Source organism: Geothrix oryzae, assembly GCF_030295385.1.
In the GTDB taxonomy this organism is placed as follows: Bacteria; Acidobacteriota; Holophagae; order Holophagales; family Holophagaceae; genus Geothrix; species Geothrix oryzae.
Window position 1 is genome coordinate 2,236,617 of the sequence record NZ_AP027079.1, and the last position, 24,955, is coordinate 2,261,571.

Consider the following 24,955-nt stretch of genomic DNA (forward strand, 5'->3'; position numbering starts at 1 on the left):
GAACCTAAATTATCAGGCCCGCTCGCCCTTTCGTGTCATGAGCTCGGAAAACGCCTCCAGGACGGTGGGATCGAACTGGGAGCCGGATTCGTTCTGCAGCTCCGCCAGCACCTGGCGGAACCCCTTGGGGCGCCGGTAGCCCTTGCCGCTGGTCATCACCTCGTAGGCCTCGATGAGGCCGATGATGCGGCTGCCGATGGGGATGGCCGTCTCGCGCAACCCGTCCGGGTAGCCGTGGCCGTCCCAGCGCTCGTGATGGTGCCGGATCATCTTCACCACATCGAAGGGGAAGCGTAGGTCCTTGAGGAAGACCGCCGCCAGCTCGGGATGGTTCCGCACCTTCTTGAGCTCCTCCTCCGTCAGCTGGGGCTTGGCGAGCATCTGGGGATCCAGCAGCAGCAGGCCCACATCGTGGAGGATGGCCGCGATGCTCACGGCTTCGACCTCCTCGGTGGCCAGCTCGAGGCGCAGGGCGAGGTCCCGGGCCAGGCGGGCCGTGGCCAGGCTGTGCGGCCGCAGGGTGGGCACCCGGCTTTCGCCGGACTGCAGGATGCGGTGGCTCACCGACAGGAAGGCGTGGTGGTAGCGCTCGTGGAGGCGGGCCTCCTGGAGGTAGAGCCCCAGCACCCGGCTCAGCTGCTGGATGGCCTCGATCTCGGTGATGGAGAACGAGTGGTCCTCCGTCCGGAACACCATCATCAGGTCATGGCCCTGGGGCGTTTCGTTGAGCAGGAGGGGCATGTAGGTGGCGAAGGCGCCCTTGAGCTCCGGCACCTCGGGCATCTCCGTCCGGGTGATGAGGCGGAGGTCCGTCTCCCGCACCGCGGGCAGGTGGAAGGTGGCGTGGGCCAGGATCTGCTGCTGCAGTTCCGGCGAGAGCGGAAGCGTGCTGAAGGCCAGGATGGGGCGGATCTCCTCGGGGTCCTCCACCCAGAGCGCCACCGCGCTGGCCGACAGGATCTGGCACAGGAGGCCCGCGATCTCCCAGAAGAAGGCCCGCTGCTCGGGCGGCATCATCCCGTGCTGGCGTTCCGGGCTCACCGGGGGGGGCGCCACCCAGCCGCTGAGGGTGCGGTCCGCTTCCCAGGGCAGCGCCGCATAGCCGTCCTGCCCCCCCGGGAACCCATGGAGCTGCTCCTGGTCCGCAGGTCCGCTGGAGGGGAGGCGCGTTTCGGGGGCCCGGATGGCGGGCACCGCGGACCCCACGACGGGCAGCAATCGCTCGGGCACGGGGGCCACTTCATCGATGATGGCGGAGGCCGTGGGCAGGTCGCCGGGGGCCGGGCCCGCGTCGAAGTCCGCTGCGGAAACGGTCAGGGGAGAGCCCGCTCCCGACCCGCCGTAGAGATGAAACTCCTTCAGCGACACGGCCAGGTCCTCGCAGATGGCCACCGTGGGCGGACCGTCCCGGTCCGCGTCGAAGGTGCCGCCCTTGATGCGGTCCCGCTGGATCAGCAGCCCCACCCAGTCGCCCTGAAGGTAGACCGGCGTGATGAGGTAGCGGGGCCACTCCCCGCCCTGGCCGAAGGCGGCCAGCTCGGGCGATTCCGAGGCGTCGTTCACCACGAAGGTCCGGCGTTCCCGCTGGGCCCGCACCGTCAGCGGGTGGTCCAAGGGCAGGGAGACCGGGGGCCGGGTGCCCCGGGGCCAGCCGTAGAAGCTCACCACCTGGAAGCCGACCCCATCCGGCACCCGCAGGTAGAGGGCCCCCTTCGTGCTCCCGACCTCCTCGAGACAGCGGTAGAGCACCTGAGAGCACCGGTTGGCGAGTGCTTCACCGAGGATGAGAGAGGATGCCGGCATCGGGCGCGTCCTGGGGAAGGGGGTGAGGTGCCCATCATGGCAGAGGCCCCGGCGGCATAGCTAGGGGACCGCGCCCACTTCGGGATCGGTTTTTACCGACCAATCCCGATGGGCCGCTCAGGAAGGCTGCGGGGGCAACTGAAGCGAATCCACCACCAACCCACGCTCCGCCCAGCGGGTCAGACCCGACAGCTGGGTGCCGTGGCCGCACTCCGCCAGGGGCGCGGAAAGCGTCTTCAGGCGCGCCACCACCGCCAGCCAATCCACGGGAAGGGCCACGGAGGCGAGGCCCTCATCCCAGGCCGCCCGCCCATCGACGATCAGGCGCCCATCGAAATGGGAGATCAGCGGAAAGGCCGGTACCGCCGGCTCCACCGCCGTCAGCCGGCGGGCCAGGGCGGGCAGCAGGGCGGCCATGTGGGGCCCGTGCAGGGGGTGCCGGACCGGCAGCAGCCCGACCTTCATGGCCGAGGGGCGCAGGGTCTCCACCAGACCTTCCAGGGACGGCAGGGGCCCGGACACCGTGAACTGTGCCCGGCCGTTGCGGTTGGACAGCACCAGATCCGCGCGGTCGGACAGCGCCTGCCGAACCTCTGCCTCGGCCACGCCGATGACGAAGGCCATGCCCATGGGCGTGTCCGCGAAGGCCGCCGCGCTCAAATCCTCCACGGCGGAGATCAGCGCCAGGGCCGCCTCCAGGGGTACCACCCCCGCGGCCACCAGAGCCGAATAGAAGCCCATGCTGTGCCCCGTCGCCGCCACGGGAAGGGGCATGCCGGCCTCACGCCGAGCCCGGAAGATGCCCACGGAATGGGCCAGCACCGCGAAGGGCGCGTGGCGCTGCCGGCGGAGCTCCTCCAGAGGGCCTTCCGCCATCAGGCGCTTCAGGGGGCTGCCCGTGTGGGCCTCCGCGGCCTCCACCGTGCGGCGCCAGGCCCCGTGGGCTTCCCAGCCCGCGGACATGCCCACGGCCTCCGTGCCCTGGCCGGGAAAGAGGAGGATGCGCGCAGATTCGGAGCGGGATTCAGAGGAGGACATGGCTCCGAGCATATCCCGCTAGGCTGAGGGGGATGCCCCCCGACCCGCTCCGCCCGCCGGCCCCCTGGCACCAGGTGCCCTGGCATGAGCGACGCTCCTACTGGGAGCTGGAACCGGCGGAGCGGCGGGACCTCCGGGGGGCCCTGGAGGCCGAGGCCGCAGGCTTGGCCCGCCGTTCCGACGCCGCCCTGGACGACTACGCCACCCGGCCCGGCACCCTGGACGGCCAGCTGGTCAACGGCGATGTGCTCGCCACCCTGCTGCCCAGCCTCCGCCGCAATCCCACGCAGGGCTACGAGGCCCTGGAGGATCCGGCGGGACGCGCCTCCGTCCACCTGAACGCCCTGGGCAAGCGGCTGCGGGACCGCGCCCTCGCCCGCGCCCACGGTGAGCCCGTGATCCTCTTCATGGGCGGCCAGGCCACCGGCAAGACCACCGGCGCCCTGGCCCTGGGGCCGGCCTTCGGCGCCGTCTTCGACGCGCCCCACACCGATCCCGAGGGCGTCGCCTTCCTGCTGGGCCGCATCCGGCGCGAGGGCTGCGGCGAGATCCACCTGGCCTACACGGATCGCGACCCGGAGGGCTCCCTCCGGGCCATGCTGGCCCGCTCCGAGCGCGAGGGGCGCTATGTGCCCCTGGACCGCATGGCCCGGGCCCACGCCTGGGCACCCTTCACCTTCCTGGGTCTGGCCCCGCGGGTGGGCCGCTCTCTGCAGGTCTACCATGTGCGGGTGGACGAGGAAGGATCGGGCCGCATGACCGAAGGCCAGGATGCCCTCGCCAGCGTGCGCGCACGGCCCAAGCCCGTGGAATCGGTGGTTGCCTACCAGCTCCAGACCGCTTACCTTTCTCTTCTGAGGAACCCCACCCATGATCCCCAAGCCTGGTACCCGCGAGATGTCCTCGCAGGACTCAATCGAACGCTCGACGCCTGGCGCCGAAGCGAAGCCGACCATCTCCTTCGCCGCTTTTTCGACGCTGTGGCGCAGCGAGGTGCCGAAGGTGATCCAGGCCCACGAGGAGCACCGCCTGGAAGTGCGGCGGAGCCTGGGGCTGGCCTAGGCTGATGGTTCAGCCCTTGTCCGAGTGAGGCCGCGCAAGCGGCCTCACTCGTGATAGCCCATCACCACAAGCAGGCAGGGCCCCCCGGCGATGACGCTCATCCCCAGGGCTTCGGCCGTGGCGATGGCCGCGTCGCTCTCGGCGCCGGGCTGCATCCAGATGTGCTTCACACCTGCGGCCGCAGCCTCGCGCACCACCGACTCCGTGGCGGCGGGCGGCGTGATGATCGAGATGGCCGGCACCCGCACCGGCAGCGCTCCCAGCGAGGGGTAGGCCTTCAGACCCTCCACCTCCGGCGCCTTGGGGTTGATGGGATAGACCTCTTTCCCATGCTGCTGGTAGCAGCGCAGCACCTTGTTCCCGTACTTCGAGCGGTCCGTGCTGGCGCCCACCACGGCGAAGGAGCCGGAGTCCAGGAAGGACTGGATGCGGTCGGTGACGGACATGGAACCTCCGGGAGGAACGACTCTATCGCAGCGTCTGGATGGCCCGCACCTTCATCTCGCCGCGCAGGGTCTCCACGGCCTCGCAGGCGGCTAGGGCGGCGCTGAGGTTGGTGAGGCAGGGGATCTTCAGGCGCAGGGCCTCCTTGCGGATGGCGCCTTCGTCGAAGAACGCGTCGCGGCCCAGGGGCGTGTTGATGACCCACTGCACCTCGCCGTTCTTCAGCAGATCCACGGCGTTGGGGCGGCCTTCGTTCACCTTGAAGATGCGGCGCACCTTGAGGCCCACGGATTCCAGCGTGCGGGCCGTGCCTTCCGTGGCGCAGAGGCCGAAGCCCAGGGCCACGAGCTTCTGCGCCAGCTCCGGCAGCCGCGCCTTGTCGGCATCGTTCACCGTGAGGAACACCGTGCCCGACAGGGGCAGCGGAATCCCCGCCGCCAGCAGGGCCTTGGCGTAGGCCTCGCCGAAGGTCTCGCCGATGCCCATGACCTCGCCGGTGCTCTTCATCTCGGGGCCCAGCACCGGATCCACGCCGGGGAACTTGGCGAAGGGGAAGACCACGCCCTTCACCGAAACCGCCCGGGGCACGCCGTCCGTGACGCCCTGGGCCTTCAGGCTCTGCCCCAGGCCAATGCGCGCGGCCACGCCGGCCCAGTCCATGCCCGTGGCCTTGCTCACGAAGGGCACCGTGCGACTGGCCCGGGGGTTGGCCTCCAGGCAATAGGCGATGCCATCCTTCACGGCGAACTGCAGGTTCATGAGGCCGCGCACGCCCAGGTCCAGGGCCAGCTTGCGGGCGTAGCCCTTGACGGTCTCCAGGATGTCCCCGGGCACGCCCAGGGCGGGGATCACGGCGTAGCTGTCGCCGCTGTGGATGCCCGCCTCCTCGATGTGGGCCAGCAGGCCCGCGATGACCACCTGCTCGCCGTCGCAGACCACATCGATGTCGAGCTCCTGCGCGCCGTCCAGGAAGCGGTCCAGCAGCACGGGCTGGTCGTTGCTCACGGCCACGGCCTCGCGCATGTATTTTTCCAGACCCGCGTCGTCGAAGACCACGGCCATGGCCCGGCCCCCCAGCACGAAGCTGGGCCGCACCATCACCGGATAGGCGAGGCGGTGGGCGATTTCTTTGGCCTGCTCAAAGCTGGTGGCCATGCCCCAGGCGGGCGCGGGGATGTTCAGGCGCCTGAGGGCCTGGCCAAAGCGCTCGCGGTCCTCCGCGTCGAGGATGGCGCTCAGCGGCGTGCCGAGCAGCTTCACGCCCGCCGCGTGCAGGGGCGAGGCCAGCTTCAACGGCGTCTGGCCGCCGAACTGGGCGAAGACGCCCAGGAGGTGGCCCCCCGCGGCTTCGCGATCCACCACGGCCTTCACATGCTCGTAGGTGAGGGGCTCGAAGTAGAGGCGGTCGCTGGTGTCGAAATCCGTGCTGACGGTCTCGGGGTTGCAGTTGACGAGGATGGCCTCCACGCCGCTGGCGCGGATGGCCTCCACGGCCTGCACGCAGCAGCAGTCGAACTCCACGCCTTGGCCGATGCGGTTGGGGCCGCTGCCCAGCACAATGGCCTTGGGCCGGTCCGTGGGCTCGGCTTCGCTGAAGTCCTCCCAGGTGCCGTACAGGTAGGGCGTCTCGGCCTGGAACTCGCCGGCGCAGGTGTCCACCCGCTTGTAGGCGGGGCGCAGACCCAGGGCCTCCCGCCGCGCGGCCACCTCGGCCTCCGTACCCGAGCAGAACACCGAGATCTGATCGTCGGCGAACCCCGCGCGCTTGGCCTTCTCCAGCAGCTCCACAGGCAGCCGGTCCACGGGGAAGCTGCGCAGGCGGCCCTCCAGAACGACGATCTCCTCGATCTCCCGCAGGAACCAGGGCGTGATCTTCGTGAGGCGGTGCAGCTCTTCCACGCTGTGCCCGGCCTTCAGCGCGTGGTAGACCCAGAAGATGCGCTGGGGCCCGGGGATCAGCAGGTGCTCCTTGAGACGGCCCAGGTCCAGCTTGCCCTCCAGGGCGCCCGAGATCCCGCGGTGGCCCTCCTCGAGGGAACGGATGGCCTTCTGCAGGGCCTCCTGGAAGCTCCGGCCCAGGGCCATGACTTCGCCCACGCTCTTCATCTGGGTGCCCAGCACCTTGTCGGCCTGGGGGAACTTCTCGAAGGTGAAGCGCGGGATCTTCACCACCACATAGTCCAGTACGGGCTCGAAGGCCGCCTTGGTCATGCGGGTGATGGCGTTGGGCAGCTCCCACAGCCGGTAGCCCAGGGCCAGCTTCGTGGCCACCCAGGCGATGGGGAACCCCGTGGCCTTCGACGCCAGCGCCGAGCTGCGGCTCACCCGCGGGTTCATCTCGATGACGATGATGCGGCTGGTCTCGGGCTCCAGGGCGAACTGGATGTTGGACCCGCCGGTCTCCACGCCCACGGCGCGGATGACGGCCAGCGCCGCGTCCCGCATGCGCTGGTACTCGGGATCCGTGAGCGTCAGGGCCGGAGCCACCGTGATGCTGTCCCCGGTGTGGATGCCCATGGGATCCAGGTTCTCGATGGAGCAGATCACCTCGACATTGTCGTCGAGGTCGCGCACCACCTCCAACTCGAACTCCTTCCAGCCGAGGATGCTCTCCTCGATGAGCACCTGCTTGGTGGGGCTCAGATCCAGGCCCCGGGCCACGATGGTCTCGAACTCGTCCACATTGTAGGCGATGCCGCCGCCGCTGCCGCCCAGGGTGAAGCTGGGGCGGAGGATGGCGGGAAAGCCCGTGAGCTTGAGGAGGTCGCGGGCCTCGGCCATGTTGTGGGCGAAGCCGCCGCGGCAGGTCTCCAGGCCCAGGTCATCCATGAGGGCCTTGAAGAGCTGACGGTCCTCGCCGCGCTTGATGGCCTCGGGCTGCGCGCCGATGAGCGTCACGCCCGTCCGTTCGAGCAGGCCGCTCTCGTGGGCCTCCATGGCGAGGTTCAGAGCCGTCTGGCCCCCCACCGTGGGAAGGATGGCGTCGGGCTTCTCCGCCTCGATGACCTTCTCGAGGACCGTCAGCGTGAGGGGCTCGATGTAGGTGGCGTCCGCCCGGCCCGGGTCCGTCATGATCGAGGCCGGGTTGGAATTGAGCAGGATCGTGCGGATGCCCTCTTCCCGCAGGGCCTTCAGCGCCTGCGTCCCCGAGTAGTCGAACTCGCAGGCCTGACCGATCTGGATCGGCCCCGATCCCAGCACCAGCACGCTCTTCAGATCCGTTCGCTTAGGCATGGTGGAACTCCTGCATCAGCTCGACGAAGCGCCGGAACGCGGGATGCGCGTCGTGGGGACCGGGTGAGGCTTCCGGATGGTGCTGGAGCGAGAAGATCGGAAGCTGGGTGTGCCGCAGGCCCTCGACGGTCCCGTCGCTGAGGTGCTTGTGCGTGACCTCGATCTCCCGGGGCAGGCTGGCCTCGTCCACGGCGAAACCGTGGTTCTGGGCCGTGATCTCGATGCGGCCGGTCATGAGGTCGTGCACGGGCTGGTTGGCCCCGCGGTGACCGAACTTGAGCTTGAAGGTCCGCCCTCCGAAGGCCTGGCCCAGCAGCTGGTGGCCCAGGCAGATGCCGAAGATGGGCAGCTGGCCGATGCAGGCCTCCACCTCCTTCTGCATGCCGGGCAGCGCGGCGGGATCGCCGGGGCCATTGCTGAGGAAGAGGCCCTGGAAGCGCCGGTCCGACAGCTCAGAAGCGGGGGCATCCCAGGGGAACACTTCGAGGTGCAGGCCCACGGCCGCCAGCTGATCGAGGATGCTCAGCTTGATGCCGCCATCCAGCACCGCCACACGGAAGGCGCCGCCGGGGTTCAGCTCGTAGCGGTCCTGGCAGCTCACCTCGGCGCAGAGGGCCTGGCCGGTCATGTCCGGCAGGGCCTTCGCCTTGGCCACCCCCGCGTCGAGGCTGCCGTCCAGCTCCGTCCAGATGAGCGAAGGCTGGGATCCCTGGTCACGCAGGTGCTGGGTGAGCGCCCGGGTGTCGAGATCGGTCATCACGGGAATGTGGTGGCGCTTGAGCCAGCCCGCCAGGTCACCCTCGCAGCGGGCGTGGTCCGGCGAAAAGGTCAGGCGGCGGCAGAGCAGGCCCGTGGCCCAGGGCCGGGTGCCCTCGTTGAGGTCGGCGTGGATGCCGTAGATGCCCTGCTCGGGGAAGGTCATGCAGACCATCTGCCCCGCGAAACTCGGATCCGTGAGGATCTCCTGGTAGCCCGCCATGGCGGTGGTGAACACCGCCTCGCCGCCGCCCCCGAAGCCCAACGGCGCCCGCCCCCGGAAGATGGTTCCGTCCTTCAGGATCAGGTGCGCGCGCATGTGCCTCCTTCGTTGTCAAACCGAGGCGCCAGGCTTTGCCTGACGGCGAGGTGGGGGCTCCGGGGGACTTCGCGGGCCGCGTGGGCGGGCGGTCCCCCCGGACCATGCCAAGAACCCTGCAAAAACCCCGCGAAGGCCAAGCCATCGCGGGGCGGTGAGAAATGACTCGATCCTCCAGGATCAAAGTGAGTGTAACGACCTGGGAATCCGAGGATCAGCCTTTTTGTTCAAGGGAAAATCGGCCATACTGCTCCTTTGTTCCTGATGTACGGGCCGCGGTTTCGGGCGACACTTGAATGATGTGGAGCGGCGACGACATCTATTTCATGAAGCTCGCCCTCGAGGAGGCCGAGAAGGCGGATCGCCTGGACGAGGTGCCCGTGGGGGCCGTGCTCGTCTCCGAGGGCGCCCTGCTGGGCCGGGGGCACAACCACCCCGTAAAGCTGAACGACCCCACGGCCCACGCCGAGATCCAGGCCCTGCGCAGCGCCGGATCCTGGGCCAAGAACTACCGACTCACGGGCGCCACGCTCTATGTGACGCTGGAGCCCTGCCTCATGTGCTTCGGGGCCCTGATCCATGCGCGCGTGGGACGGGTGGTGTTCGGCGCTTCCGATCCCAAGGTGGGCGTCAGCCGGTGGCTGGACACGCTCGACGGCGCCGCCCTGAACCACCGCTTCACCTTCGAGGGCGGGCTGCTGGAGCCCGAGTGCCGCGAACAGCTCCAGGCTTTTTTCCGGCGCCGCCGGGGCTGATGAGGCCATTTTCATGTTCGGTACCCGGCTGGTCGATGCTGGGGACTACTGGAGTCAAGCCTTGATCACGCCGGGGGTTCCCGCCTTCCCGATCCTCTCCGCGGGGATCGCCGCCATCGCCCTCCTGGGCTGGTGGCGCGCGGCCGCCCGGAGCCGGGCCCTGGGCCACCTGGCCGCGGACCTGTCCCTCGAGATCGACCGGCTCCGCGAGGACCTCAGCCGCATGGAGGAGACCGCCAGCTTCGATCGGCTCACCGGCGCCTGGAACCGGCGCCGGTTCGACGAGGCCGCCGCCTCGGAAATGGGCCTGGCCCGCCGCCGGCGCGCCCCGCTCTCGCTCATCATGCTCGACCTCGACCACTTCAAGCGGATCAACGATGCCTTCGGCCATCCGGTGGGCGACACGGTGCTGGCCGGCGCCGCGGCCGCCTTCAGGCCCGTGCTCCGCACTTCGGATGCCCTGATCCGCTGGGGTGGAGAGGAATTCCTGGTCCTGGCCCCCGCCACCACCCTCGAGGGGGCCATCAGCCTCGCCGAGCGCCTGCGGACCGCCCTGGAAGCCACGCCCTTCCCCAACGCCGCCCCCATGACCCTCAGCGCCGGCGTGGCGGAATACCTGGATGGCGAGTCCCCGGAGGCCTGGGTGGCCCGTGCCGATCAGGCGCTCTACCGGGCCAAGGCCGAGGGACGCAACCGGGTCATGGCCAGCCGGAATGGGGGCCCTTCCGGCAACCAGCGGGGCCCGAACCTGCTCGAACTGGTCTGGGAAGAGGCCTACGGCAGCGGCCACCGCCTCATCGACGAGCAGCACATCCTGCTGTTCGACCTCTCGAACGCCCTCCTCTCCGCCCTGCTGGAGGGCCAGCCCCCGGCCGTGGTGGAGTCACACCTCGACACCCTGCTCCACCACGCCGAGAAGCACTTCCGCGACGAGGAGGCTCTCCTCCGGAAAGCCGCCTATCCCGATCTTCCGGAGCACCACGCCGAGCACGCCCGGCTCCTCGCCTCCGCCCACCGCCTGCAGGCGGAGCTGAAGGCGGGCCGGATCGATTTCGGCCGTCTGGTCACCTACCTCGCCACGGATCTCGTGAAGGGCCACCTCCTCACGGAGGACCGCCACTACTTCACCCACTTGAACGCGAGCCTGGGGCAGGAGTCCCGGGCCTGAGCCGGGCTCGACTCGAGCCTCAGCGCGCCTCGAGCATCCGCACGGCGAAGGTCGCGAGCCAGTGCTCGCCCTCGTAGCTGCCGGAGGCCAGATGGGGCAGCGAAGCCCGGGCGTGCCGATCGGCGGAGCGCAGCAGGGCCGCCCGCCGGGGGTTCTTCGCCCCGAAGGTCCGGGCGAGGTCATACAGCGCCCGCGCGCGGCTCAGGTTCAGGCCGTCCAGGTGAACGATCTTGGGATCGGTGCGATCCGAGACCCGGGCCGGGGCGAGGGTTCCGGGCAACCCCGGCAGGAAGCCCTCGAGCCACACGCCGAAGCGGCCCCGGGGCAGGACTTTCGCCATGAGGGCGGCCTCCTCCAGGCAGGGCGACAGAAAGTCCTCGCCCCCCGGCTCCCAGGCCAGGGGCCCCCGGCGGTCCTGGCCAAACCAGCTCTGCGCCCGATCGAGGACCGCGGCCTCCAGCCGGGCGTCCTTCGCCGCGCGCGCGTAGTCCAGGGCCAGATCCAGGCTGAAGGCCGAGTTGGGATGGACGCCCGTGCGGATGGGATAGGTCTGCTTCGGCAGGAAGTCCAGGAAGGCCCCCGCCACGCGATCCGCCAGCGGCTGCAGGGCCGCCGACCAGCGCCGGGCCTCGGGCGCGTCCCAGGTCTTCAGCTCCGCCGCCAGCTTGAGCAGCCAGGCCCAGCCGTAGGTCCGCTCGAAACTCCGTCGGCCGGGCTGGTCGAAATAGGCCACCTCCGCGGCCAAGGGCCCCGGGGCGAGGTTCTCTTCGAGCACCGCGCGGATCTCGGCGGCCTTCGCCATGTCCGGATGCGTCCGCAGCAGCCGCACCAGCATCCAGTGGCCATGGACTGAGGAGTGCCAGTCGAAGCAACCGTAGAACGCCGGGTGCAGCGCCTTCGGGGATTTCACCTCCCCGGCGCCGTTCATCACATGATCCAGCTTGTTCGGGTATTCCTGCCGTGCGCATTTCAGCGCCAGGGCCGCGAAACGGTCCGCGGCCGCATCCGTCAACGCGAAATCCGCCTCCTGCGCGGACATCGACACCGCTGCCGTCACCCCCAGCATCCCCATGCCAATCAATCTCAGCCCGCCCCTCATGCCAGCCTCCCGGATGCTGGATTCTAGCGGGCGCGGCGGCCCTCGGCGGTGGGCCCAAGCACCTGGCCTCAGCGTCGGCCAGCCTTCGAGACGCAGAACCGGCACACGGCGCCCCCCTTGGCGATGCAGGTCTCCAGGTGGACGCTCATACCGGAGGCCTGCTCGATCAGACTCACATCGAACTGGCAGAGCTCCGGGTGCACTTTGGCCACGGAGTGGTAGACGCAGTTGACGGCCTCGATGGCGGCCTCCCCGGGCGCCTCTCCCGGCTTCAGGACGGCCCGGTAGCCCAGGTCGTTCATGAGCGCGGTGACCTTCCTCAGCCGCTGCGCGGGCGGATCGGCGGGGCTCACCGGACTTTCCAGCGAGGCCGCCACGGCCCCCGCCAGGTTCTTCATGAAGGCTCTCGCGCCGCCCGGCCCCAGGTCCGAGGCCAGCTGGGCCAGGATGGCGTTGGCCAGCCAGGAGTACTTCTTGGGGAAGGTGTCGATCCCTTCGTCCGAGATCAGGTAGCGCCGGCGCGGCCGGCCCACGGCCCCTTTCGTGTCCGCGTAGGTCAGGTAGCCGAAATCCAGCAGCCTCAGGACATGTTGCTGCACCGCGGTCCGCGTGAGGGCCAGGTGCGCCGCCAGCTCATCGAGCGAGGCGCCCTCGTGGTGGCCGAGCAGGTGCTCCAGGATCTTGCGCTGGTTGTCGTGCAGGTTCTTCACGGCCGCCTCCCGGGCGCATCGGCTGAGGAGAGTTTAAACAATTTAAACATTCTTGTTTGTTTTTATTGAGCCCCTAGATTCAGGTGGTGAACCGCTGAAGCGCCCGCCCGGGCAAGGAGTCCATCATGAAACTGCCTCTGAGATACGCCCTGACCCTCCCGGTCGCGGCCCTGCTCATCGCCGCCGGCTGCTATTCCAACCATCGCGCTGGAGCCATTCCGGGCGAACCGCCCCTGGATCCGGCCCTGGTCGCCCAGGGCAAGGCCATCTTCCGCGATGACACCTTCGGGGACGAGGCCTTCTGGACCGACGCCCTGGGCATGCACCAGGTGATCGCCTCGGCTGTGGATCCCACCACCGCCCTGTCCGTGGGCCTGAAGGTGGATGCCGAGGCGCTGCCCCCGGCGGTGGTCCAGGGGATCCAGAGCGGGGCCATCAGCCTGACGGATCCCGCCACGACGGTGGCCCTGCTGAAGCTCAACGCCGTCGTGGGCGTGAAGGGCACGGTGGAGAGCGTCAACGGGAAGGACACCCTGACCCGGGTCGGCATCACCTGCGCGCTGTGCCACTCGACCGTGGACGATTCCTTCGCGCCGGGCATCGGCAGGCGCCTGGACGGCTGGGCCAACCGCGACCTCAATCCGGGCGCCATCATCGCCCTCTCCCCCGCAGTGCCCTCGGGCGCCAAGGCCGTCTACGCCTCCTGGGGCAAGGGGAGGTACGATCCCCGCTTCAACCTCGACGGGCAGAACGGGCCCCAGGTGATCCCGCCCGCCTACGGACTCCTGGGCGTGCACAGCGTCACCGCCACCGGCGACGGCAGCGACCTCGCCTACTGGAACCGGTATGTGGCCGTGACCCAGATGGGCGGCCAGGGAAGCTTCTCCGAGCCCCGCACCGGCGTGAGCGTGACGCACGGCACCACCGACCTGGTGTCCGCCAAGCTGCCAGCCCTCCAGGCCTACCAGCTGAGCCTCACCGCGCCGCGGCCGCCGGCCGGAAGCTTCGATGCCGCCGCGGCGGTCCGGGGCAAGGCGGTCTTCGATGGCCCGGGGAAATGCGCCACCTGCCACTCGGGCCCGGCGTTGACCGACGCCAATATCCGGCTGCACCCACCCAGCGAAGTGGTCAGCGAACCCGAACCGGCGGGCGTGCCCAGCTACGCCTCGCGGAGCGCCACCAGGCAGTACCGGACCGCCCCCCTGGCCGGGCTGTGGCAGCACGCGCCCTACTTCCACAACGGCACCGCCCCCTCGCTGGACGCGGTCGTCGAGACCTACGACGCCCGGAAGGGCCTCGGGCTGACGAGCGCCCAGAAGGCCGACCTCGTCCAGTACCTGAAGAGCCTGTGAGCCCCATCTCCCGAAAGAAAGGAACCTGACCATGAACGACAAAATGAATTCGAGCTGGTGGGCCCTGCGCATCGGCCTCGGCGCCGCGCCCTTCCTGGCCGGACTGGACAAGTACTTCAACCTTCTCGCCAAGTGGGAGCTCTACCTGAATCCCCTGGCGCTGCGCCTGATCCCCGTCTCCCCCGCGACCTTCATGCACGCCATCGGGTTGGTGGAGATGGCCGTGGGTCTCGCCATCCTCACCCGCTGGACCCGCCTGGGCGCCTATGTGGCCGCGGCCTGGCTCGTGGGCATCGCCCTGAACCTGCTCGCCATGGGCGCCTTCCTCGATGTGGCGGTCCGCGACCTCCTGCTCGCCCTCGCCGCGCTCACCTTGGCCCAGCTCACAGAGGCCCGGCAGGCCGTGGCCGAAGGCCGGATCCCGGGATGAAGCCCGCCCGCACCTCCCCGAGGCTGGATTCTCCCCGCCGGTTTGATAGAATGACCGTTCCGGAGAGATGGCCGAGTGGTTGATGGCACCGCACTCGAAATGCGGAGACGGGGAAACCTGTTCGGGGGTTCGAATCCCTCTCTCTCCGCCATCTGCGCCCCGCTCAGCGGGGCGCTTTCATTGGCGGAGGGAGAGGGATTCGAAGTCACTGAAAGGCTGGCAGGTAGCCGTAGGCCTCGGCAGCCCGGGGGGCTGTCGGGGCCGTGAAGCGGCGTGCCAGCCTTTCGTGCGGCCGGAGGGGACGCGGCGCAGCCGTGGCCCCGGAGGGAATCCCGATGCCCGATCCATCTGCGCCCCGCCCAGCGGGGCGCTTTCATTGGCGGAGAGAGAGGGATTCGAAGTCACTGAAAGGCTGGCAGGTAGCCGTAGGCCTCGGCAGCCCGGGGGGCTGTCGGGGCCGTGAAGCGGCGTGCCAGCCTTTCGTGCGGCCGGAGGGGACGCGGCGCAGCCGTGGCCCCGGAGGGAATCCCGATGCCCGATCCATCTGCGCCCCGCCGCAGCGGGGCGCTTTCATTGGCGGAGGGAGAGGGATTCGAAGTCGCGTCCTCCCGGCACCCGTGATCCCCGTCACGCCCTGCCCCTTTCCCGGCCGGTACAGTTGATGGAACCGCCCCGGCTGCCTGGCTGGGCGCATGGAGGTTTTGTGGACGCGCTGCTCGAATCCCTCGAACCGAAAGCCATCTGGTCCTACTTCCTGGAGCTGTCGAAGATCCCGCGCGGATCCAAGCAGGAGCAGGCGGCGGCCAAGTGGGTGCTGGACCAGGCGAAGGCCATGGGGCTGGACGCGCAGCAGGATGCCATCGGCAATGTCATCGTCCGCAAGCCCGCGACCCCGGGCCGCGAGAAGGCGCCCATCACCGTGCTCCAGGCCCATGTGGACATGGTCTGCGAGAAGAACGAGGGCACCCAGCACGACTTCCTGAAGGATCCCATCCGGGTGGTGCGCGACGGTGATGTGCTGCGCGCCAGCGGCACCACGCTGGGCGCCGACAACGGCATCGGCGTGGCCGCGGCCATGGCCGTGATGGCCGCCAAGGACATCGCCCACGGGCCGCTGGAGTTCCTCATCACCATCGACGAGGAGACGGGCCTCACGGGCGCGGGCAACCTCCAGCCCGGACTTCTCAAGGGCAAGTACTTCCTCAACCTCGACAGCGAGGAGGAGGGCGACCTCACCATCGGCTGCGCGGGAGGCATGGACACCGTCGCCACGAAGACCATGAAGCTCGTGGCCCCCGCCCCTGGCTCGAAGGCCTACCGCGTGAAGGTGCTGGGCCTCAAGGGCGGCCACTCCGGCATGGAGATCCACCAGGGCCGCGGCAATGCGCTGCGCATCCTGGGCCAGATCCTCTTCCGGGTGGTGCCCGCCTTCGATCTCCAGGTGGCCTCCTTCACTGGCGGCAACAAGCGCAACGCCATTCCCCGCGAAGCCTCGGCCACGGTGTTCCTGAACCCCGCCAAGGAACCCGCCCTGAAGGCCGCGCTGGCGACGCTCCAGAAGGAGATCCAGGACGAACTGGGCGCCTTCGACCCGACCCTGGCCCTGGACCTGAGCCCCGCCTCGGAGGCCCCGGCCCAGGCCTTCGCCGCCGATGACGCCGATGCGGTGACCGACTTCCTGTTCGGCATGGTGCACGGCGTGGTGGCCATGAGCCCCGACATCCCCGGGCTGGTGCAGTCCTCCACCAACCTCGCCATGATCGCCACCCAGGGCAACCAGGTGGAGGTCTGCCTCAGCCACCGCTCCTCCGTCGAAAGCGCCAAGTACGCCGTGGCCGATCGCGTCCAGGCCATCTGCCGCCTGGCGGGCTTCACCACGAAGCGCGGCGACGGCTACCCCGGCTGGAAGCCCGAGCCCAACGCCTCGCTGGTGAAGGTCGTGAACGGCGTCCATGCGAAAGTCTTCGGCAAGGCCATGGGCATCAAGGCCATCCACGCCGGCCTGGAATGCGGCCTCATCGGCGAGAAATACCCCGCCATGGAGATGGTCTCCTTCGGCCCCGACATGTGGGATGTGCACACCCCCGACGAGCATGTGAGCATCCCCTCCGTCGGCAACTTCTGGAAGCTGCTGGTGGCGGTTCTCGAGGCCGTGTAGCCCCTCCGATCACGGCCCTTGGCCCGCAGCCGGGGCCGTGATAACCTTGCTGCTTCCGCCGATCAGCGGAGCCACGGGAGAGTTGTCCGAGTGGCTGAAGGAGCACGATTGGAAATCGTGTAACGGTCAAAAGCCGTTCGGGGGTTCGAATCCCCCACTCTCCGCCAGTATGGAAGCCGCCGCCAGGCGGCTTCTTTCATGATGGCCCGCCGTTCGTGGACCGGCTTGTTCCGGGCGTATCCTGTTCCGAGATACCAGGGGAGAGAACCGAAGGCCCCTGCCTTGAACCACCGCGAAGCGGGTATCGAACTGGTTGATTCGTTCTTCTCCCACCGCAGGCTTGGCCGGAAGGAGGTCCTTCGTTGAGCGAATTCTCCCAGCGGCCCCCGGCCGACGATCCCCGAGACCGTTCCCTGACCGCCGGGCTGGCGGCCGACCACCGCGCGATCGACGGCCTCTTCATCGAGGCGCAGACGGCCATGGAGGACGGGCTGCCGGACGGGGCCCACCGGGCGCTGGACCGGATCTGGATGCGCCTGGCCGTTCACATCCGCGCCGAGCACAAGGTGGTCTTTCCGGCATTGGCGCAGGGTCAGCCCGATCTCCAGACGGCGCTTCAGGCCCTTCGCGAGGACCACGACTTCTTCATGGCCACCCTGGCGACCGCCGTGCAGGGCCTGCGCGGCCCGTCACCCGACCTGACTTCAGCCCGGGCGGCGATGGAGGCGGTGCAGCTGCGCCTGACCGCGCACAACGCCCTCGAGGAGGACCGGATCTACCCGGAGGCGGACCGGCTGCCCGGGGCGGAACGAACGTGGATCATCCGGGAAGTGGCCCGGGAACTGGCCTTCCTCCCGCGGCGCCACGAACCCTGACCCTACTTCCCGGGCATCTTCTTGAGGTCCATCCGCGAAGCGCGATGGGGGAGCCGGGTGTTGAGCTTGTCCAGGAAGGCCCCGTCGTGGCACTTGCCGCAGGTGGCGTCCATGTTCTTCCGGGCCACCTTGGAAGCCGGATCGCTCTTCGTGACGATCTCATGGGCCTTGCCGTGGCAGGAGGCGCAGGTGGCCGCGTGGTCCTTCCCCTTCATGCGGGCCAGGCCATGCACGCTGTTGGCGTAGTCCTTGGCCTCGTGGGCATGGCAGCGGGCGCACTTCACCGGCGGCAGTTTTTCGGGATGCGGGAGCTCGGTGATGGCCGTGTGGCACTGGACGCAGGCCAAGCCGCCGTGGGCGCGGGGGCGGAACGCCTCCAGGTCCACCTGGTCGTGGCAGGCGACGCAGTCTTTCGCCTGGGGGGGCGGTGCGGCGGCCAGAGCCAAGGCCGATGCGAAGGACAGAACCAGGGTCAGGGCGGGGGCGAGGGCACGGGAACCCACGGGCAGCAGTCGCATGGGGGGCCTCCTTGGGGGATGTGGCCACCACCCTAACACACCCGACCTGCCAGTCGCCTCAGGCGGCGTAGGTCTTGTAGAAATACCAGGCCGTCAGGACGAACCCGATGCTGATGACGCCGAAGCGCACGGTGGTGCGACCCACGCGGTGGGCCATGTGGGAGCCGAAGAGCCCGCCCAGGCCCGCGGCGACGGCCATGAGGCCCACGATGCCCCACTGGACATTGCCCGGATGGCGCAGGTATTCCATCCCCAGGAACGCGAAGATCGCCACGCCGTTGATGCAGAGGGCCAGCAGGTTCTTCAGGCCGTTCATCTGGTGGATGTCCGTGAGCCCCAGCAGGCTCAGGGCCGCAAGCATCAGGATGCCGATGCCGGCACCGAAGTAGCCGCCGTAGATGCCGACGATGAACTGGAAGACCATTGCCCCGATCCACCATCCGGCCGTCCGGTCGTGGCCTCCGATCTTCTTCAGCAGCTTGTTGACCGGATCATTGGCCGCCAGCAGCACCGTGGCCGCCAGGATCAGCCAGGGCACCAGCTGATCGAAGACCTTCTGAGGCGTCACCAGCATGAGCCAGGCCCCGAGCGCGCCGCCGAGGAGCGAGACCGGCATCAGCCGCAGGGCGAATTCCTTCGTCCCCGCCAGGTCCTCGCGGTGGCCCCAGAACCCGCCGATGGAGCCGGGCCACAGGGCGATGGTGCTGGTGACATTCGCCTGCTGGCCCGTGAGGCCGATGCCCAGCAGCGCGGGGAACGACACGAGCGTGCCGCCCCCTGCGATGGAATTGATGGCTCCGGCGAGGAAGGCCGCCGCCATGACCGTGAACGCGTGTCCGATGTGCATGCCATCCAAGATGACAGGCCCGGCGGACAATCAGAAGGCGGCTACTTCCACCGGAAGGGATACACCGGTTTCTTCGTACCGTACTCCGGCGGCCACACGGTTTCGTGCTTTCCGTTCTGGATCTGCTCCACCAGCATCTGGTGCCGGTTCTGGTTCGTGTAGCCGTTGTAGTCCACGAACCGCACCGGGCCCATGATGCCGTTCCAGGTGCCCTCGCGCAGCGCCGCGCGGGTCTTCTCGCGATCACCTCCCGCCTTCGCGGCGGTCTCGACCATCACCATCATCGAGGCGTAGGCATTGGCGGCGTGATAGGGGACTTCGTCCTTGCCGAACTTGGCCTTGTACCGCTTGCCGAAATCCTTGGCCCCGGGCCAGCTCACATCCGTCGTCCACTGGGTGCTCGAGAACACATGGCTGGAGATGGCCTGCTCGCGGGCGAACTCGGAGGAGGCGAAGCCCGCGCCTGCGCCCAGGAAGGCCTGGGGCTGGAGGCCCACCTCCCGCGCCTGCCGCATGAGCAGGATGCCGTCGGCCACATAGGAGACCATGAAGACCAGGTCGGGCTTGAGGCCCTTGACCTTGGCCAGGGTGGAGCGGTAGTCCGGCGAGCCTGACGCGTAGGCCTCCTCGGCCACCACCTGGATGCCCACCTGGGCGGCATAGGCCTTGGCCGACTTGGCGCCGGAGGTGCCGAAATCCGTGTTCTCGTTGAGGATCGCCATGGTCTTCGGCTGGCCCAGCTTCTGGGCCATGGAAATGAGGATGGAGGCGTAGTCCTCGGTGGTGGCGCTGAGGCGGAAGACGAACTTCTGGTTCTGGCGCGTGATGTCCTCCTTCGAGGCCACGGGCACCAGGAGCGGCACCTTGTACTTCTCGGCCAGCTTTGAGACCGCGTTGGCGCAGGCGGAGCTGTAGGGGCCCACCACGGCCGCCACGCGATCGCGGGTGACGAGCTTCTCCATGGCGGACATGGACACCTGGGGCTTGCCCGTGTCGTCCTCGATCACCAGTTCCACCTTGATGCCCTTCTTCAGCAGATCCTCCAGGGCCAGCTTGTAGCCGTTGCTCATGTACTCGCCGATGGGGGCCTGGGTGCCGGTCGCGCAGTTGATGACGCCGATCTTCAACGGCGCCTGGCCCTGCAGGGCGAGACCGGATGCCAGCAGCAGGGAAAGAATCCCTCGGTTCATGGGGCCTCCTGGGGGGTGGGTGCTGAAGCGTGGGGCCTGCCCCCCCGCAGGTCAAGGCCCGGGACCAAGTCTGAGGATCGGGTCTGAGGATCGGGTCCGAGCGTCAGATCTGGAGGTCACCCCTTCGGATCCACCCGGACCACCACCAGGCCCGCCCCGCCCAGCCCCGGAGCCAGGGCCAGGGCCCCGACGCCGGCATCGACCCGCAGCGTGTGCCTCTGGCCCAGGTGCAGGCCCAGCGACGGTACCGACACCGTGCCCCGGGCGACGAAGATCGCCACCGTGGCCGCTCCCAGATCCAGGGGGCGGGGGGCCTCCAGGCGGAAGGCCTCGACGCGCGCTCGGCACCGGCGGGGGTCCGCCATCACATTGAAGTCGGTGCAGGGGCCGTCCACCAGGCTCGCGGACACGGGCCAATCGCCGGAGAACACGAAGGGGATCAGGGGATCCCGCACCACAGCCTGCCCCCGGGACCCCAGGTCCAGGACGAATCCGGCTCCCTCCAGGAGCAGCAGGGTCCGCTCGAGGCCCGGGAAGGCCGAAAAGGGACCGGAAACGGCCACCTCCGCCGAGCTGAGGCGCCAGCCGAATCCCATATCCACCGTGGCGCCGGGAGGGTCCACGAGGATCTCCAGGGTCCGGCCTCCGCCGTTCTTCCAGGGCATGAGGCGGCCATCCGCGGGCTTCAGGTGGATCCAATCCATCGATCGATTCTACAGACGGCTATTCTGGTGGGATGCATCTGTCTTGGCCCCCACCGGCGCGCGTCGCGCTCGTCCTCGCCCTGGTCTGGGCGCTCTATGTGCTGATCTGGACGCCCGGCCCCCTGCCCCTGAGGCTGCTGGGCCTCTATCCCAAGAAGCTGGGCTCCCGCGTGGTGGGCTGGGCGGCTGCCAAGCGCCTGCCGGCGGCCTGGCGCGAGCCCTTGCTGGGCCGCTTCGCCCGGCACTACGGCATCGATCTCACCGAGGCCGAGTTGCCCCTGGCCGACTACCCCAGCCTCCAGGCCCTGTTCACCCGCCGGCTCAGGCCGGGCCTCCGCCCCCAGGATGGGCCCCTCCCGGGCTACCTCAACAGCCCTGTGGATGCCCGCATCATCGCCAGCGGCCGCATCGAGGCCGGCACCGCCATCCAGGCCAAGGGCCTGCCCTACCGCGTGGCGGAACTGCTCAAGCACGAGCGGGGCGCCGAGCGCTTCGACGGCGGCCACTACCTCACCCTGTATCTCTCGCCGAAGGACTACCACCGCATCCATGTGCCGCTGGAGGGCCGCGTCAGCGCCGTCAGCCATGTGGAAGGCGAGCTGTGGCCCGTGAACGACGCCAGCACGGGCCATGTCCCCCGCCTCTACGAGCGCAACCGCCGCGCGACCTGGATCGCCCTGGGAACCGGTCCCTGCGAGGGCCTGGAGGTGGCTGCGGTGCTCGTGGGCGCCACGCATGTGGGCGGAGTCTTGATCGACGGGCGCTGGCTCGGGGGTCGCGACCTGCCCAAGGATGGGGGGTTCCCCGTGAGCCTGCTGCCCTGCGCCCCCGGCGAGGACCTCGGCACCTTCGAATTCGGCTCCACGGTGGTGCTGCTCGTGGGCGGCCCGAGAGCCAAGGACTGGGCACCGCTGCGCGCCGAAGGCGCCGTCCGCATGGGCCAACGGCTGGGAGCCTACCGGTGAACGATTCCGAGATCTTCCACCAGGATCCGCTCTGGGATGAGGGCGGCGACCTTCCAGGGGCCCTGGAAGCCCTGTTCACCGCCGCCGGCGAAGTGCTCGACCTGGCGCGGCTCCGCGAGCTGACGGGCCTGGGCGACGGGGCCCTCCAGCAGGGCATCGAGAAGCTGCAGGAGCGCCTGCAGGGCGCTTCCGGACTGCGCCTGTTGGAAGTGGGCGGGGGCTGGCGCATGGCCACCAGCCCCGTCTACAAGGAGATGGTCTCGCGCCTGGTGACCACCACCCGCAGCGGCAAGCTCACACCGGCCCAGATCGAGGCGCTGGCCATCATCGCCTACCGCCAGCCCGTCACCATCACTGAGCTGAACGCCATCCGGGGCGTCACCAGCAGCGCCAACCAGGTGAAGAGCCTCATGGAGCGCCAGCTCATCACGCCCGCCGGACGCAAGCCCGTGGTGGGCCGCCCCATGACCTACGCCACCACCCAGGCCTTCCTGCTGCACTTCGGCCTGAAGGGCCTGCACGACCTGCCCCAGCTGGCGGATTTCGGCGAGGGCCGCCTCGAGGCCGAAGCCCTGGCCGCCCTGGAGCCGCCCCTTCCCGAAGACGGCCTCTTCGGCGAGGGCATGCTGGCAGACGATTCTCCCGACGAAAGCGCCGAACCATGAACCAGCCCACCCTCAGCCTCGAAGAACAGCCCGCCAAGCCCAAGGCGGAAAGCCCCACGGGCGTCTTCCTCCAGCCCTGGCAGAAGGGCGGCCTGCTGGTGCTGATCCTCGGATTCCTATACCTGAGGATGTGGCGCCGCAAGCGGGCCCACACCCTCGTGTGCAGCCACTGCGGCAAGAAGAATCCGCCCCACCAGAGCAACTGCCAGAAATGCGCCGCTCCGCTGATGCGGATTCACGGATAGCCCGACGGATCGTCCGGGATCGCCCGGGATCGTACGGCGGATTCCTAGAACTCGATCTCGATGGACTCTTCGGCGAGGTCGTTCTCTTCGCCCAGCACTTCGCAGGCGGCGCCGTACATCTGCAGCACGGCGGTCTTGCGGTTGCTCAGGCTGGTGAGCAGATCCTTCACGCGCTGAACCTCGGAGGCGATGGTGTTGTTGATCTGGGACACCTCGGAGCGGCAGCGCTCGCGGGTGGTCTCGTAGAAGGCCTTCTGGTCCTGGCTCAGATCCATGGGAACTCCTGGCGGAAAAAGGGGACACAAGGGGGAAACCCCGAGTCTACCCCGGTTGGAGCCTTGCGGTTCATCACAATGCCCCCGGCAGCGTGCCGGCGAAACAGACCCGAGGGCCCGAGGATCAGCGGGTCAGGACCACCGGGCGATGGCCAGCATGACCACCAGGAGCACGGCCAGTCCGAGGATCAGGGGCAGCAGCCAGCGCGGCCGGACGACCGTCTTGGGCGGTTCCGGGAGATCCGCCGCGGGCTCCTGCGGCGACGCCTCGCTGGCAGTGACGGGAGCGCGTCCGTACGGGGCCGTGGTGCCGGTGTGGTCGCCCATGGACCGGTAGGCCCCGCTGGTGAGGCTGGTGGGCACGGGGAATTGGGTCGCCACCAGGTGTTCCAGCCGCTCCCGGGTGCCGTTGAGCAGGGCATTCACATACTCGGCCACATCGTGCTCGGCGATGGGTGTCCCCAGGCGCTGGAGGTAGTCGCGGAGGTCCCGCTCCATGAACCGGGCGGAGGGGTAGCGGTGATCCACGCTCTTCTGGAGGGCCCGGTTCACGATGGCCACCATGTCCCTGGACACATTGGGATTCAGGGCGTGCAGGTCCGACACCCGGCCCAGGCGCACCTTCTCCAGCACGCCCAGCTCGGAATCCGCCTGGAAGCACCGTTCCCCCGTGAGCAGTTCGAAGAGCACGAGGCCCAGCGAATACAGGTCCGACCGGTTGTCCAGGGGCTGTCCCGTGGCCTGCTCGGGGCTCATGTAGAGCAGCTTGCCCTTGAGCGCGCCGGCCACCGTGTGGCTGGCCTTGTTGGCCGCCTTGGCGATGCCGAAGTCCACCAGCTTCACGGCGCCTTCGGTCGAGAGGATCACATTCTGCGGGCTGATGTCCCGGTGGACCAGCTTGAGCTCGCGGTCGTCGAAGCCCCGCTTCCGGTGCGCGTAGTCAAGCGCCGCAGCCACCTTCATCACCACGAAGGCCGCGATCTGCTCCGGGAAGGGCTGCCCGTATTCCCGCACCTTCCGCAGCAGGGTGCGCAGATCCCGGCCGTTCACATATTCCATGGCGATGTAGTGCGAGCTGCCGGCCTTCCCCAGGTCGAAGATCTGGACGATGTTCGGGTGGGTCAGCTGGGCCGCCAGCTTGGCCTCGTCGATGAACATCGTGACGAAGTCCTCGTTGTCGCTGAAGTGCGGCAGGATCCGCTTGATGGCCACGATCTTCTGGAAACCCTGCACGCCGCGCTGCTGGGCCTTGAACAGTTCCGCCATGCCGCCGATGGCGATCTTCTCCAGCAGGAAGTAGTTCCCGTACTCCTCGAGCACCTCCGGAGCCCCACCCGCGGCCGGCCGGGCCACAGGCGGCGCGGCGGGAGGCGCGGAGGCCCCCTCCCCGGCCCACTCGAAGGGATCGTTCACGCCCGAGATCCCGCTGAGGGTGAAGTCCGAGGGCCCCAGCGGTTCGGTCAGGGCTGGCGGGGGGGCGACCGGAGCCTGCGGTGCGGCGGCGGGTCTCAGCGGTTCCGCGACCTTCACGGCGGCCACCGGCAGGTTGCCCCGCTCAGGAACGGCCACAGGAAGGGGCACCGCCCGGGGGACGGCCTGGGGGATGACCCGGGGCACAGGGAGGGCCTCCACCTCCTCGATCACCCGGCCGAAGATGTCCGCGGCGCTGAGCGGGGGCTGGGAGACCGGATGACCATCCGCCTCGGGGGACCACCCCGCCCCCCCCTCGAACAGGGAGAAGGGATCGGCCGGCGGTTCCGGCCTGGGCTCCAGGTTCGAGACCGGACTCGAAACCGGGCTCGAAGAAACGCCTGGGCTGGGGCCCACATCCGCTCCCCGCTCCAGGTCGGCCAGAAGGTCCCCGAAGATGTCGTCCGTGGTGAGCTGGGTGTCCTCCGGGCGGTAGCGGCGCAGGGCCGCGAGGATCTCCGCCTCGGATCCGGACTGTTCCAGGAAACCCTGGAGGTCGAGCTTCCCGCGCGCCTCGGCCGCCTGCTCGCCCACCCAGGCCAGCACCGGAAGGGTGGGCCGCCGTTCCCGGAGGACCTGGACCAGGCGGTGGCCCACGGCCTCCGGCGAAGCCAGCTCCACCAGGAGCAGGTCCGGATCCAGGCCCGTCTGCAGGAAGGATTCCGCTCCGGCGGCCCCCACCCAGCGCACGGCCCAGCCGTCCCCCTCCATGGCGGAGACCAGACCAGGCGTCCGGTAGGATTCGCCTTCCACGATGAGAAGCAGGGGACGGGGCATTGGGATCCAGAAGATGCAGTGAGGATCCAGGGTAGCGGGAGGGATTCCGCCTCGCCATAACTCGGAATCTGAGATACACTTCTCGTTCGGTCCGGC

23 protein-coding genes and 2 tRNA genes are annotated in these 24,955 nt (G+C 69.1%); 12 read left to right on the plus strand and 13 right to left on the minus strand.

The window, feature by feature from the left end; all coding sequences use genetic code 11:
- Window positions 1-12 precede the first annotated feature (12 nt).
- Both QUD34_RS10340 and QUD34_RS10345 read right to left on the minus strand, forming a co-directional pair.
- Window positions 13-1,803: an HD-GYP domain-containing protein gene (locus QUD34_RS10340; RefSeq protein ID WP_286353624.1), complete on the minus strand. Its 1,791-nt coding sequence runs from the start codon at window positions 1,801-1,803 to the stop codon at window positions 13-15.
- Between the two features lie 117 nt (window positions 1,804-1,920).
- Complete coding sequence (locus tag QUD34_RS10345) at window positions 1,921-2,841, minus strand: ACP S-malonyltransferase (RefSeq protein ID WP_286353625.1); 921 nt, start codon at window positions 2,839-2,841, stop codon at window positions 1,921-1,923.
- 32 nt (window positions 2,842-2,873) lie between these two features.
- Between QUD34_RS10345 and QUD34_RS10350 the strand changes: the two genes are divergently transcribed.
- Entirely contained in the window at window positions 2,874-3,908 is a 1,035-nt protein-coding gene (locus QUD34_RS10350) for a hypothetical protein (RefSeq protein ID WP_286353626.1), read from the plus strand.
- 39 nt (window positions 3,909-3,947) lie between these two features.
- Here QUD34_RS10350 and QUD34_RS10355 read toward each other — a convergent pair whose 3' ends face one another.
- Genes QUD34_RS10355 through carA form a run of 3 tightly spaced genes read right to left on the minus strand, consistent with a single transcriptional unit; the run spans window position 3,948 to window position 8,656 of the window.
- Window positions 3,948-4,349 carry a CoA-binding protein gene (locus QUD34_RS10355; protein ID WP_286353627.1) on the minus strand — a complete coding sequence of 134 codons (402 nt, stop codon included), beginning with the start codon at window positions 4,347-4,349 and terminating at the stop codon, window positions 3,948-3,950.
- Window positions 4,350-4,371: 22 nt separating this feature from the next.
- On the minus strand, window positions 4,372-7,581 hold the full coding sequence (gene carB / locus QUD34_RS10360; RefSeq protein WP_286353628.1) for a carbamoyl-phosphate synthase large subunit: 3,210 nt from the start codon (window positions 7,579-7,581) through the stop codon (window positions 4,372-4,374).
- Window positions 7,574-8,656 carry a glutamine-hydrolyzing carbamoyl-phosphate synthase small subunit gene (gene carA / locus QUD34_RS10365; protein WP_286353629.1) on the minus strand — a complete coding sequence of 361 codons (1,083 nt, stop codon included), beginning with the start codon at window positions 8,654-8,656 and terminating at the stop codon, window positions 7,574-7,576. The genes carB and carA overlap by 8 nt, the downstream gene beginning before the upstream one ends.
- Window positions 8,657-8,955: 299 nt before the next feature.
- Between carA and tadA the strand changes: the two genes are divergently transcribed.
- Window positions 8,956-9,411: a tRNA adenosine(34) deaminase TadA gene (tadA, locus tag QUD34_RS10370; RefSeq protein WP_375380020.1), complete on the plus strand. Its 456-nt coding sequence runs from the start codon at window positions 8,956-8,958 to the stop codon at window positions 9,409-9,411.
- A 13-nt stretch (window positions 9,412-9,424) separates the two neighbouring features.
- Window positions 9,425-10,579, plus strand: a complete 1,155-nt coding sequence (locus tag QUD34_RS10375) for a diguanylate cyclase (protein WP_286353631.1) — start codon at window positions 9,425-9,427, stop codon at window positions 10,577-10,579.
- A 19-nt stretch (window positions 10,580-10,598) separates the two neighbouring features.
- Here QUD34_RS10375 and QUD34_RS10380 read toward each other — a convergent pair whose 3' ends face one another.
- Window positions 10,599-11,645 carry a DUF2891 domain-containing protein gene (locus QUD34_RS10380; protein ID WP_375380021.1) on the minus strand — a complete coding sequence of 349 codons (1,047 nt, stop codon included), beginning with the start codon at window positions 11,643-11,645 and terminating at the stop codon, window positions 10,599-10,601.
- 101 nt (window positions 11,646-11,746) lie between these two features.
- A complete protein-coding gene (locus QUD34_RS10385) occupies window positions 11,747-12,388 on the minus strand; it encodes a helix-turn-helix transcriptional regulator (RefSeq protein WP_286353633.1) in 642 nt (213 codons plus the stop codon).
- A gap of 125 nt (window positions 12,389-12,513) precedes the next feature.
- Between QUD34_RS10385 and QUD34_RS10390 the strand changes: the two genes are divergently transcribed.
- From QUD34_RS10390 to QUD34_RS10415, 6 genes are all read left to right on the plus strand, one after another.
- A complete protein-coding gene (locus QUD34_RS10390; RefSeq protein ID WP_286353634.1) occupies window positions 12,514-13,740 on the plus strand; it encodes a c-type cytochrome in 1,227 nt (408 codons plus the stop codon).
- Between the two features lie 31 nt (window positions 13,741-13,771).
- Window positions 13,772-14,170, plus strand: a complete 399-nt coding sequence (locus QUD34_RS10395; RefSeq protein WP_286353635.1) for a hypothetical protein — start codon at window positions 13,772-13,774, stop codon at window positions 14,168-14,170.
- A 61-nt stretch (window positions 14,171-14,231) separates the two neighbouring features.
- Window positions 14,232-14,321: transfer RNA gene (locus QUD34_RS10400), tRNA-Ser, on the plus strand.
- 552 nt (window positions 14,322-14,873) lie between these two features.
- Window positions 14,874-16,328 carry an aminoacyl-histidine dipeptidase gene (locus QUD34_RS10405; RefSeq protein WP_286353636.1) on the plus strand — a complete coding sequence of 485 codons (1,455 nt, stop codon included), beginning with the start codon at window positions 14,874-14,876 and terminating at the stop codon, window positions 16,326-16,328.
- 76 nt (window positions 16,329-16,404) lie between these two features.
- Window positions 16,405-16,495: transfer RNA gene (locus tag QUD34_RS10410), tRNA-Ser, on the plus strand.
- A gap of 195 nt (window positions 16,496-16,690) precedes the next feature.
- Window positions 16,691-17,203, plus strand: coding sequence for a hemerythrin domain-containing protein (locus QUD34_RS10415; RefSeq protein ID WP_286353637.1), 513 nt, complete (start codon window positions 16,691-16,693; stop codon window positions 17,201-17,203).
- A gap of 2 nt (window positions 17,204-17,205) precedes the next feature.
- On the opposite strand, the gene QUD34_RS10420 is transcribed toward QUD34_RS10415, so the two are convergent.
- The 4 genes from QUD34_RS10420 to QUD34_RS10435 all read right to left on the minus strand — a co-directional run bounded on the left by QUD34_RS10420 (window position 17,206) and on the right by QUD34_RS10435 (window position 20,462).
- The gene (locus QUD34_RS10420) at window positions 17,206-17,721 is read right to left on the minus strand and encodes a hypothetical protein (RefSeq protein ID WP_286353638.1); all 516 of its coding nucleotides are present in this window, start codon (window positions 17,719-17,721) and stop codon (window positions 17,206-17,208) included.
- Between the two features lie 58 nt (window positions 17,722-17,779).
- Window positions 17,780-18,568, minus strand: a complete 789-nt coding sequence (locus QUD34_RS10425; RefSeq protein ID WP_286353639.1) for a sulfite exporter TauE/SafE family protein — start codon at window positions 18,566-18,568, stop codon at window positions 17,780-17,782.
- 41 nt (window positions 18,569-18,609) lie between these two features.
- The gene (locus QUD34_RS10430; RefSeq protein ID WP_286353640.1) at window positions 18,610-19,758 is read right to left on the minus strand and encodes an ABC transporter substrate-binding protein; all 1,149 of its coding nucleotides are present in this window, start codon (window positions 19,756-19,758) and stop codon (window positions 18,610-18,612) included.
- Window positions 19,759-19,874: 116 nt separating this feature from the next.
- On the minus strand, window positions 19,875-20,462 hold the full coding sequence (locus QUD34_RS10435) for a HutD/Ves family protein (RefSeq protein ID WP_286353641.1): 588 nt from the start codon (window positions 20,460-20,462) through the stop codon (window positions 19,875-19,877).
- Between the two features lie 32 nt (window positions 20,463-20,494).
- Here QUD34_RS10435 and asd point away from each other — a divergent pair, with 32 nt between their 5' ends.
- The 3 genes from asd to QUD34_RS10450 are packed head-to-tail and all read left to right on the plus strand — an operon-like array spanning window position 20,495 to window position 22,337.
- Complete coding sequence (gene asd / locus QUD34_RS10440) at window positions 20,495-21,427, plus strand: archaetidylserine decarboxylase (protein WP_286353642.1); 933 nt, start codon at window positions 20,495-20,497, stop codon at window positions 21,425-21,427.
- On the plus strand, window positions 21,424-22,092 hold the full coding sequence (gene scpB / locus QUD34_RS10445) for an SMC-Scp complex subunit ScpB (protein WP_286353643.1): 669 nt from the start codon (window positions 21,424-21,426) through the stop codon (window positions 22,090-22,092). The genes asd and scpB overlap by 4 nt, the downstream gene beginning before the upstream one ends.
- Window positions 22,089-22,337, plus strand: coding sequence for a hypothetical protein (locus tag QUD34_RS10450; protein WP_286353644.1), 249 nt, complete (start codon window positions 22,089-22,091; stop codon window positions 22,335-22,337). The genes scpB and QUD34_RS10450 overlap by 4 nt, the downstream gene beginning before the upstream one ends.
- A gap of 44 nt (window positions 22,338-22,381) precedes the next feature.
- On the opposite strand, the gene QUD34_RS10455 is transcribed toward QUD34_RS10450, so the two are convergent.
- Both QUD34_RS10455 and QUD34_RS10460 read right to left on the minus strand, forming a co-directional pair.
- On the minus strand, window positions 22,382-22,612 hold the full coding sequence (locus tag QUD34_RS10455) for a hypothetical protein (protein ID WP_286353645.1): 231 nt from the start codon (window positions 22,610-22,612) through the stop codon (window positions 22,382-22,384).
- Between the two features lie 132 nt (window positions 22,613-22,744).
- Window positions 22,745-24,859, minus strand: a complete 2,115-nt coding sequence (locus QUD34_RS10460; RefSeq protein ID WP_286353646.1) for a protein kinase domain-containing protein — start codon at window positions 24,857-24,859, stop codon at window positions 22,745-22,747.
- Between the last annotated feature and the right edge of the window lie 96 nt (window positions 24,860-24,955).

Excerpts from the sequence above, each read along its gene's own strand:
- QUD34_RS10455 (WP_286353645.1), bottom strand. The coding sequence starts at position 22,612 with ATGGATCTGAGCCAGGACCAGAAGGCCTTCTACGAGACCACCCGCGAG.
- QUD34_RS10345 (WP_286353625.1), bottom strand. The coding sequence starts at position 2,841 with ATGTCCTCCTCTGAATCCCGCTCCGAATCTGCGCGCATCCTCCTCTTT.
- QUD34_RS10420 (WP_286353638.1), bottom strand. The coding sequence starts at position 17,721 with ATGCGACTGCTGCCCGTGGGTTCCCGTGCCCTCGCCCCCGCCCTGACC.
- tadA (WP_375380020.1), top strand. The coding sequence starts at position 8,956 with ATGTGGAGCGGCGACGACATCTATTTCATGAAGCTCGCCCTCGAGGAG.
- QUD34_RS10390 (WP_286353634.1), top strand. The coding sequence starts at position 12,514 with ATGAAACTGCCTCTGAGATACGCCCTGACCCTCCCGGTCGCGGCCCTG.
- asd (WP_286353642.1), top strand. The coding sequence starts at position 20,495 with ATGCATCTGTCTTGGCCCCCACCGGCGCGCGTCGCGCTCGTCCTCGCC.
- carA (WP_286353629.1), bottom strand. The coding sequence starts at position 8,656 with ATGCGCGCGCACCTGATCCTGAAGGACGGAACCATCTTCCGGGGGCGG.
- QUD34_RS10380 (WP_375380021.1), bottom strand. The coding sequence starts at position 11,645 with ATGCTGGGGGTGACGGCAGCGGTGTCGATGTCCGCGCAGGAGGCGGAT.
- QUD34_RS10430 (WP_286353640.1), bottom strand. The coding sequence starts at position 19,758 with ATGAACCGAGGGATTCTTTCCCTGCTGCTGGCATCCGGTCTCGCCCTG.
- QUD34_RS10355 (WP_286353627.1), bottom strand. The coding sequence starts at position 4,349 with ATGTCCGTCACCGACCGCATCCAGTCCTTCCTGGACTCCGGCTCCTTC.
- QUD34_RS10395 (WP_286353635.1), top strand. The coding sequence starts at position 13,772 with ATGAACGACAAAATGAATTCGAGCTGGTGGGCCCTGCGCATCGGCCTC.
- QUD34_RS10425 (WP_286353639.1), bottom strand. The coding sequence starts at position 18,568 with ATGCACATCGGACACGCGTTCACGGTCATGGCGGCGGCCTTCCTCGCC.
- QUD34_RS10450 (WP_286353644.1), top strand. The coding sequence starts at position 22,089 with ATGAACCAGCCCACCCTCAGCCTCGAAGAACAGCCCGCCAAGCCCAAG.
- QUD34_RS10340 (WP_286353624.1), bottom strand. The coding sequence starts at position 1,803 with ATGCCGGCATCCTCTCTCATCCTCGGTGAAGCACTCGCCAACCGGTGC.
- carB (WP_286353628.1), bottom strand. The coding sequence starts at position 7,581 with ATGCCTAAGCGAACGGATCTGAAGAGCGTGCTGGTGCTGGGATCGGGG.
- QUD34_RS10460 (WP_286353646.1), bottom strand. The coding sequence starts at position 24,859 with ATGCCCCGTCCCCTGCTTCTCATCGTGGAAGGCGAATCCTACCGGACG.
- QUD34_RS10350 (WP_286353626.1), top strand. The coding sequence starts at position 2,874 with ATGCCCCCCGACCCGCTCCGCCCGCCGGCCCCCTGGCACCAGGTGCCC.
- QUD34_RS10435 (WP_286353641.1), bottom strand. The coding sequence starts at position 20,462 with ATGGATTGGATCCACCTGAAGCCCGCGGATGGCCGCCTCATGCCCTGG.
- QUD34_RS10375 (WP_286353631.1), top strand. The coding sequence starts at position 9,425 with ATGTTCGGTACCCGGCTGGTCGATGCTGGGGACTACTGGAGTCAAGCC.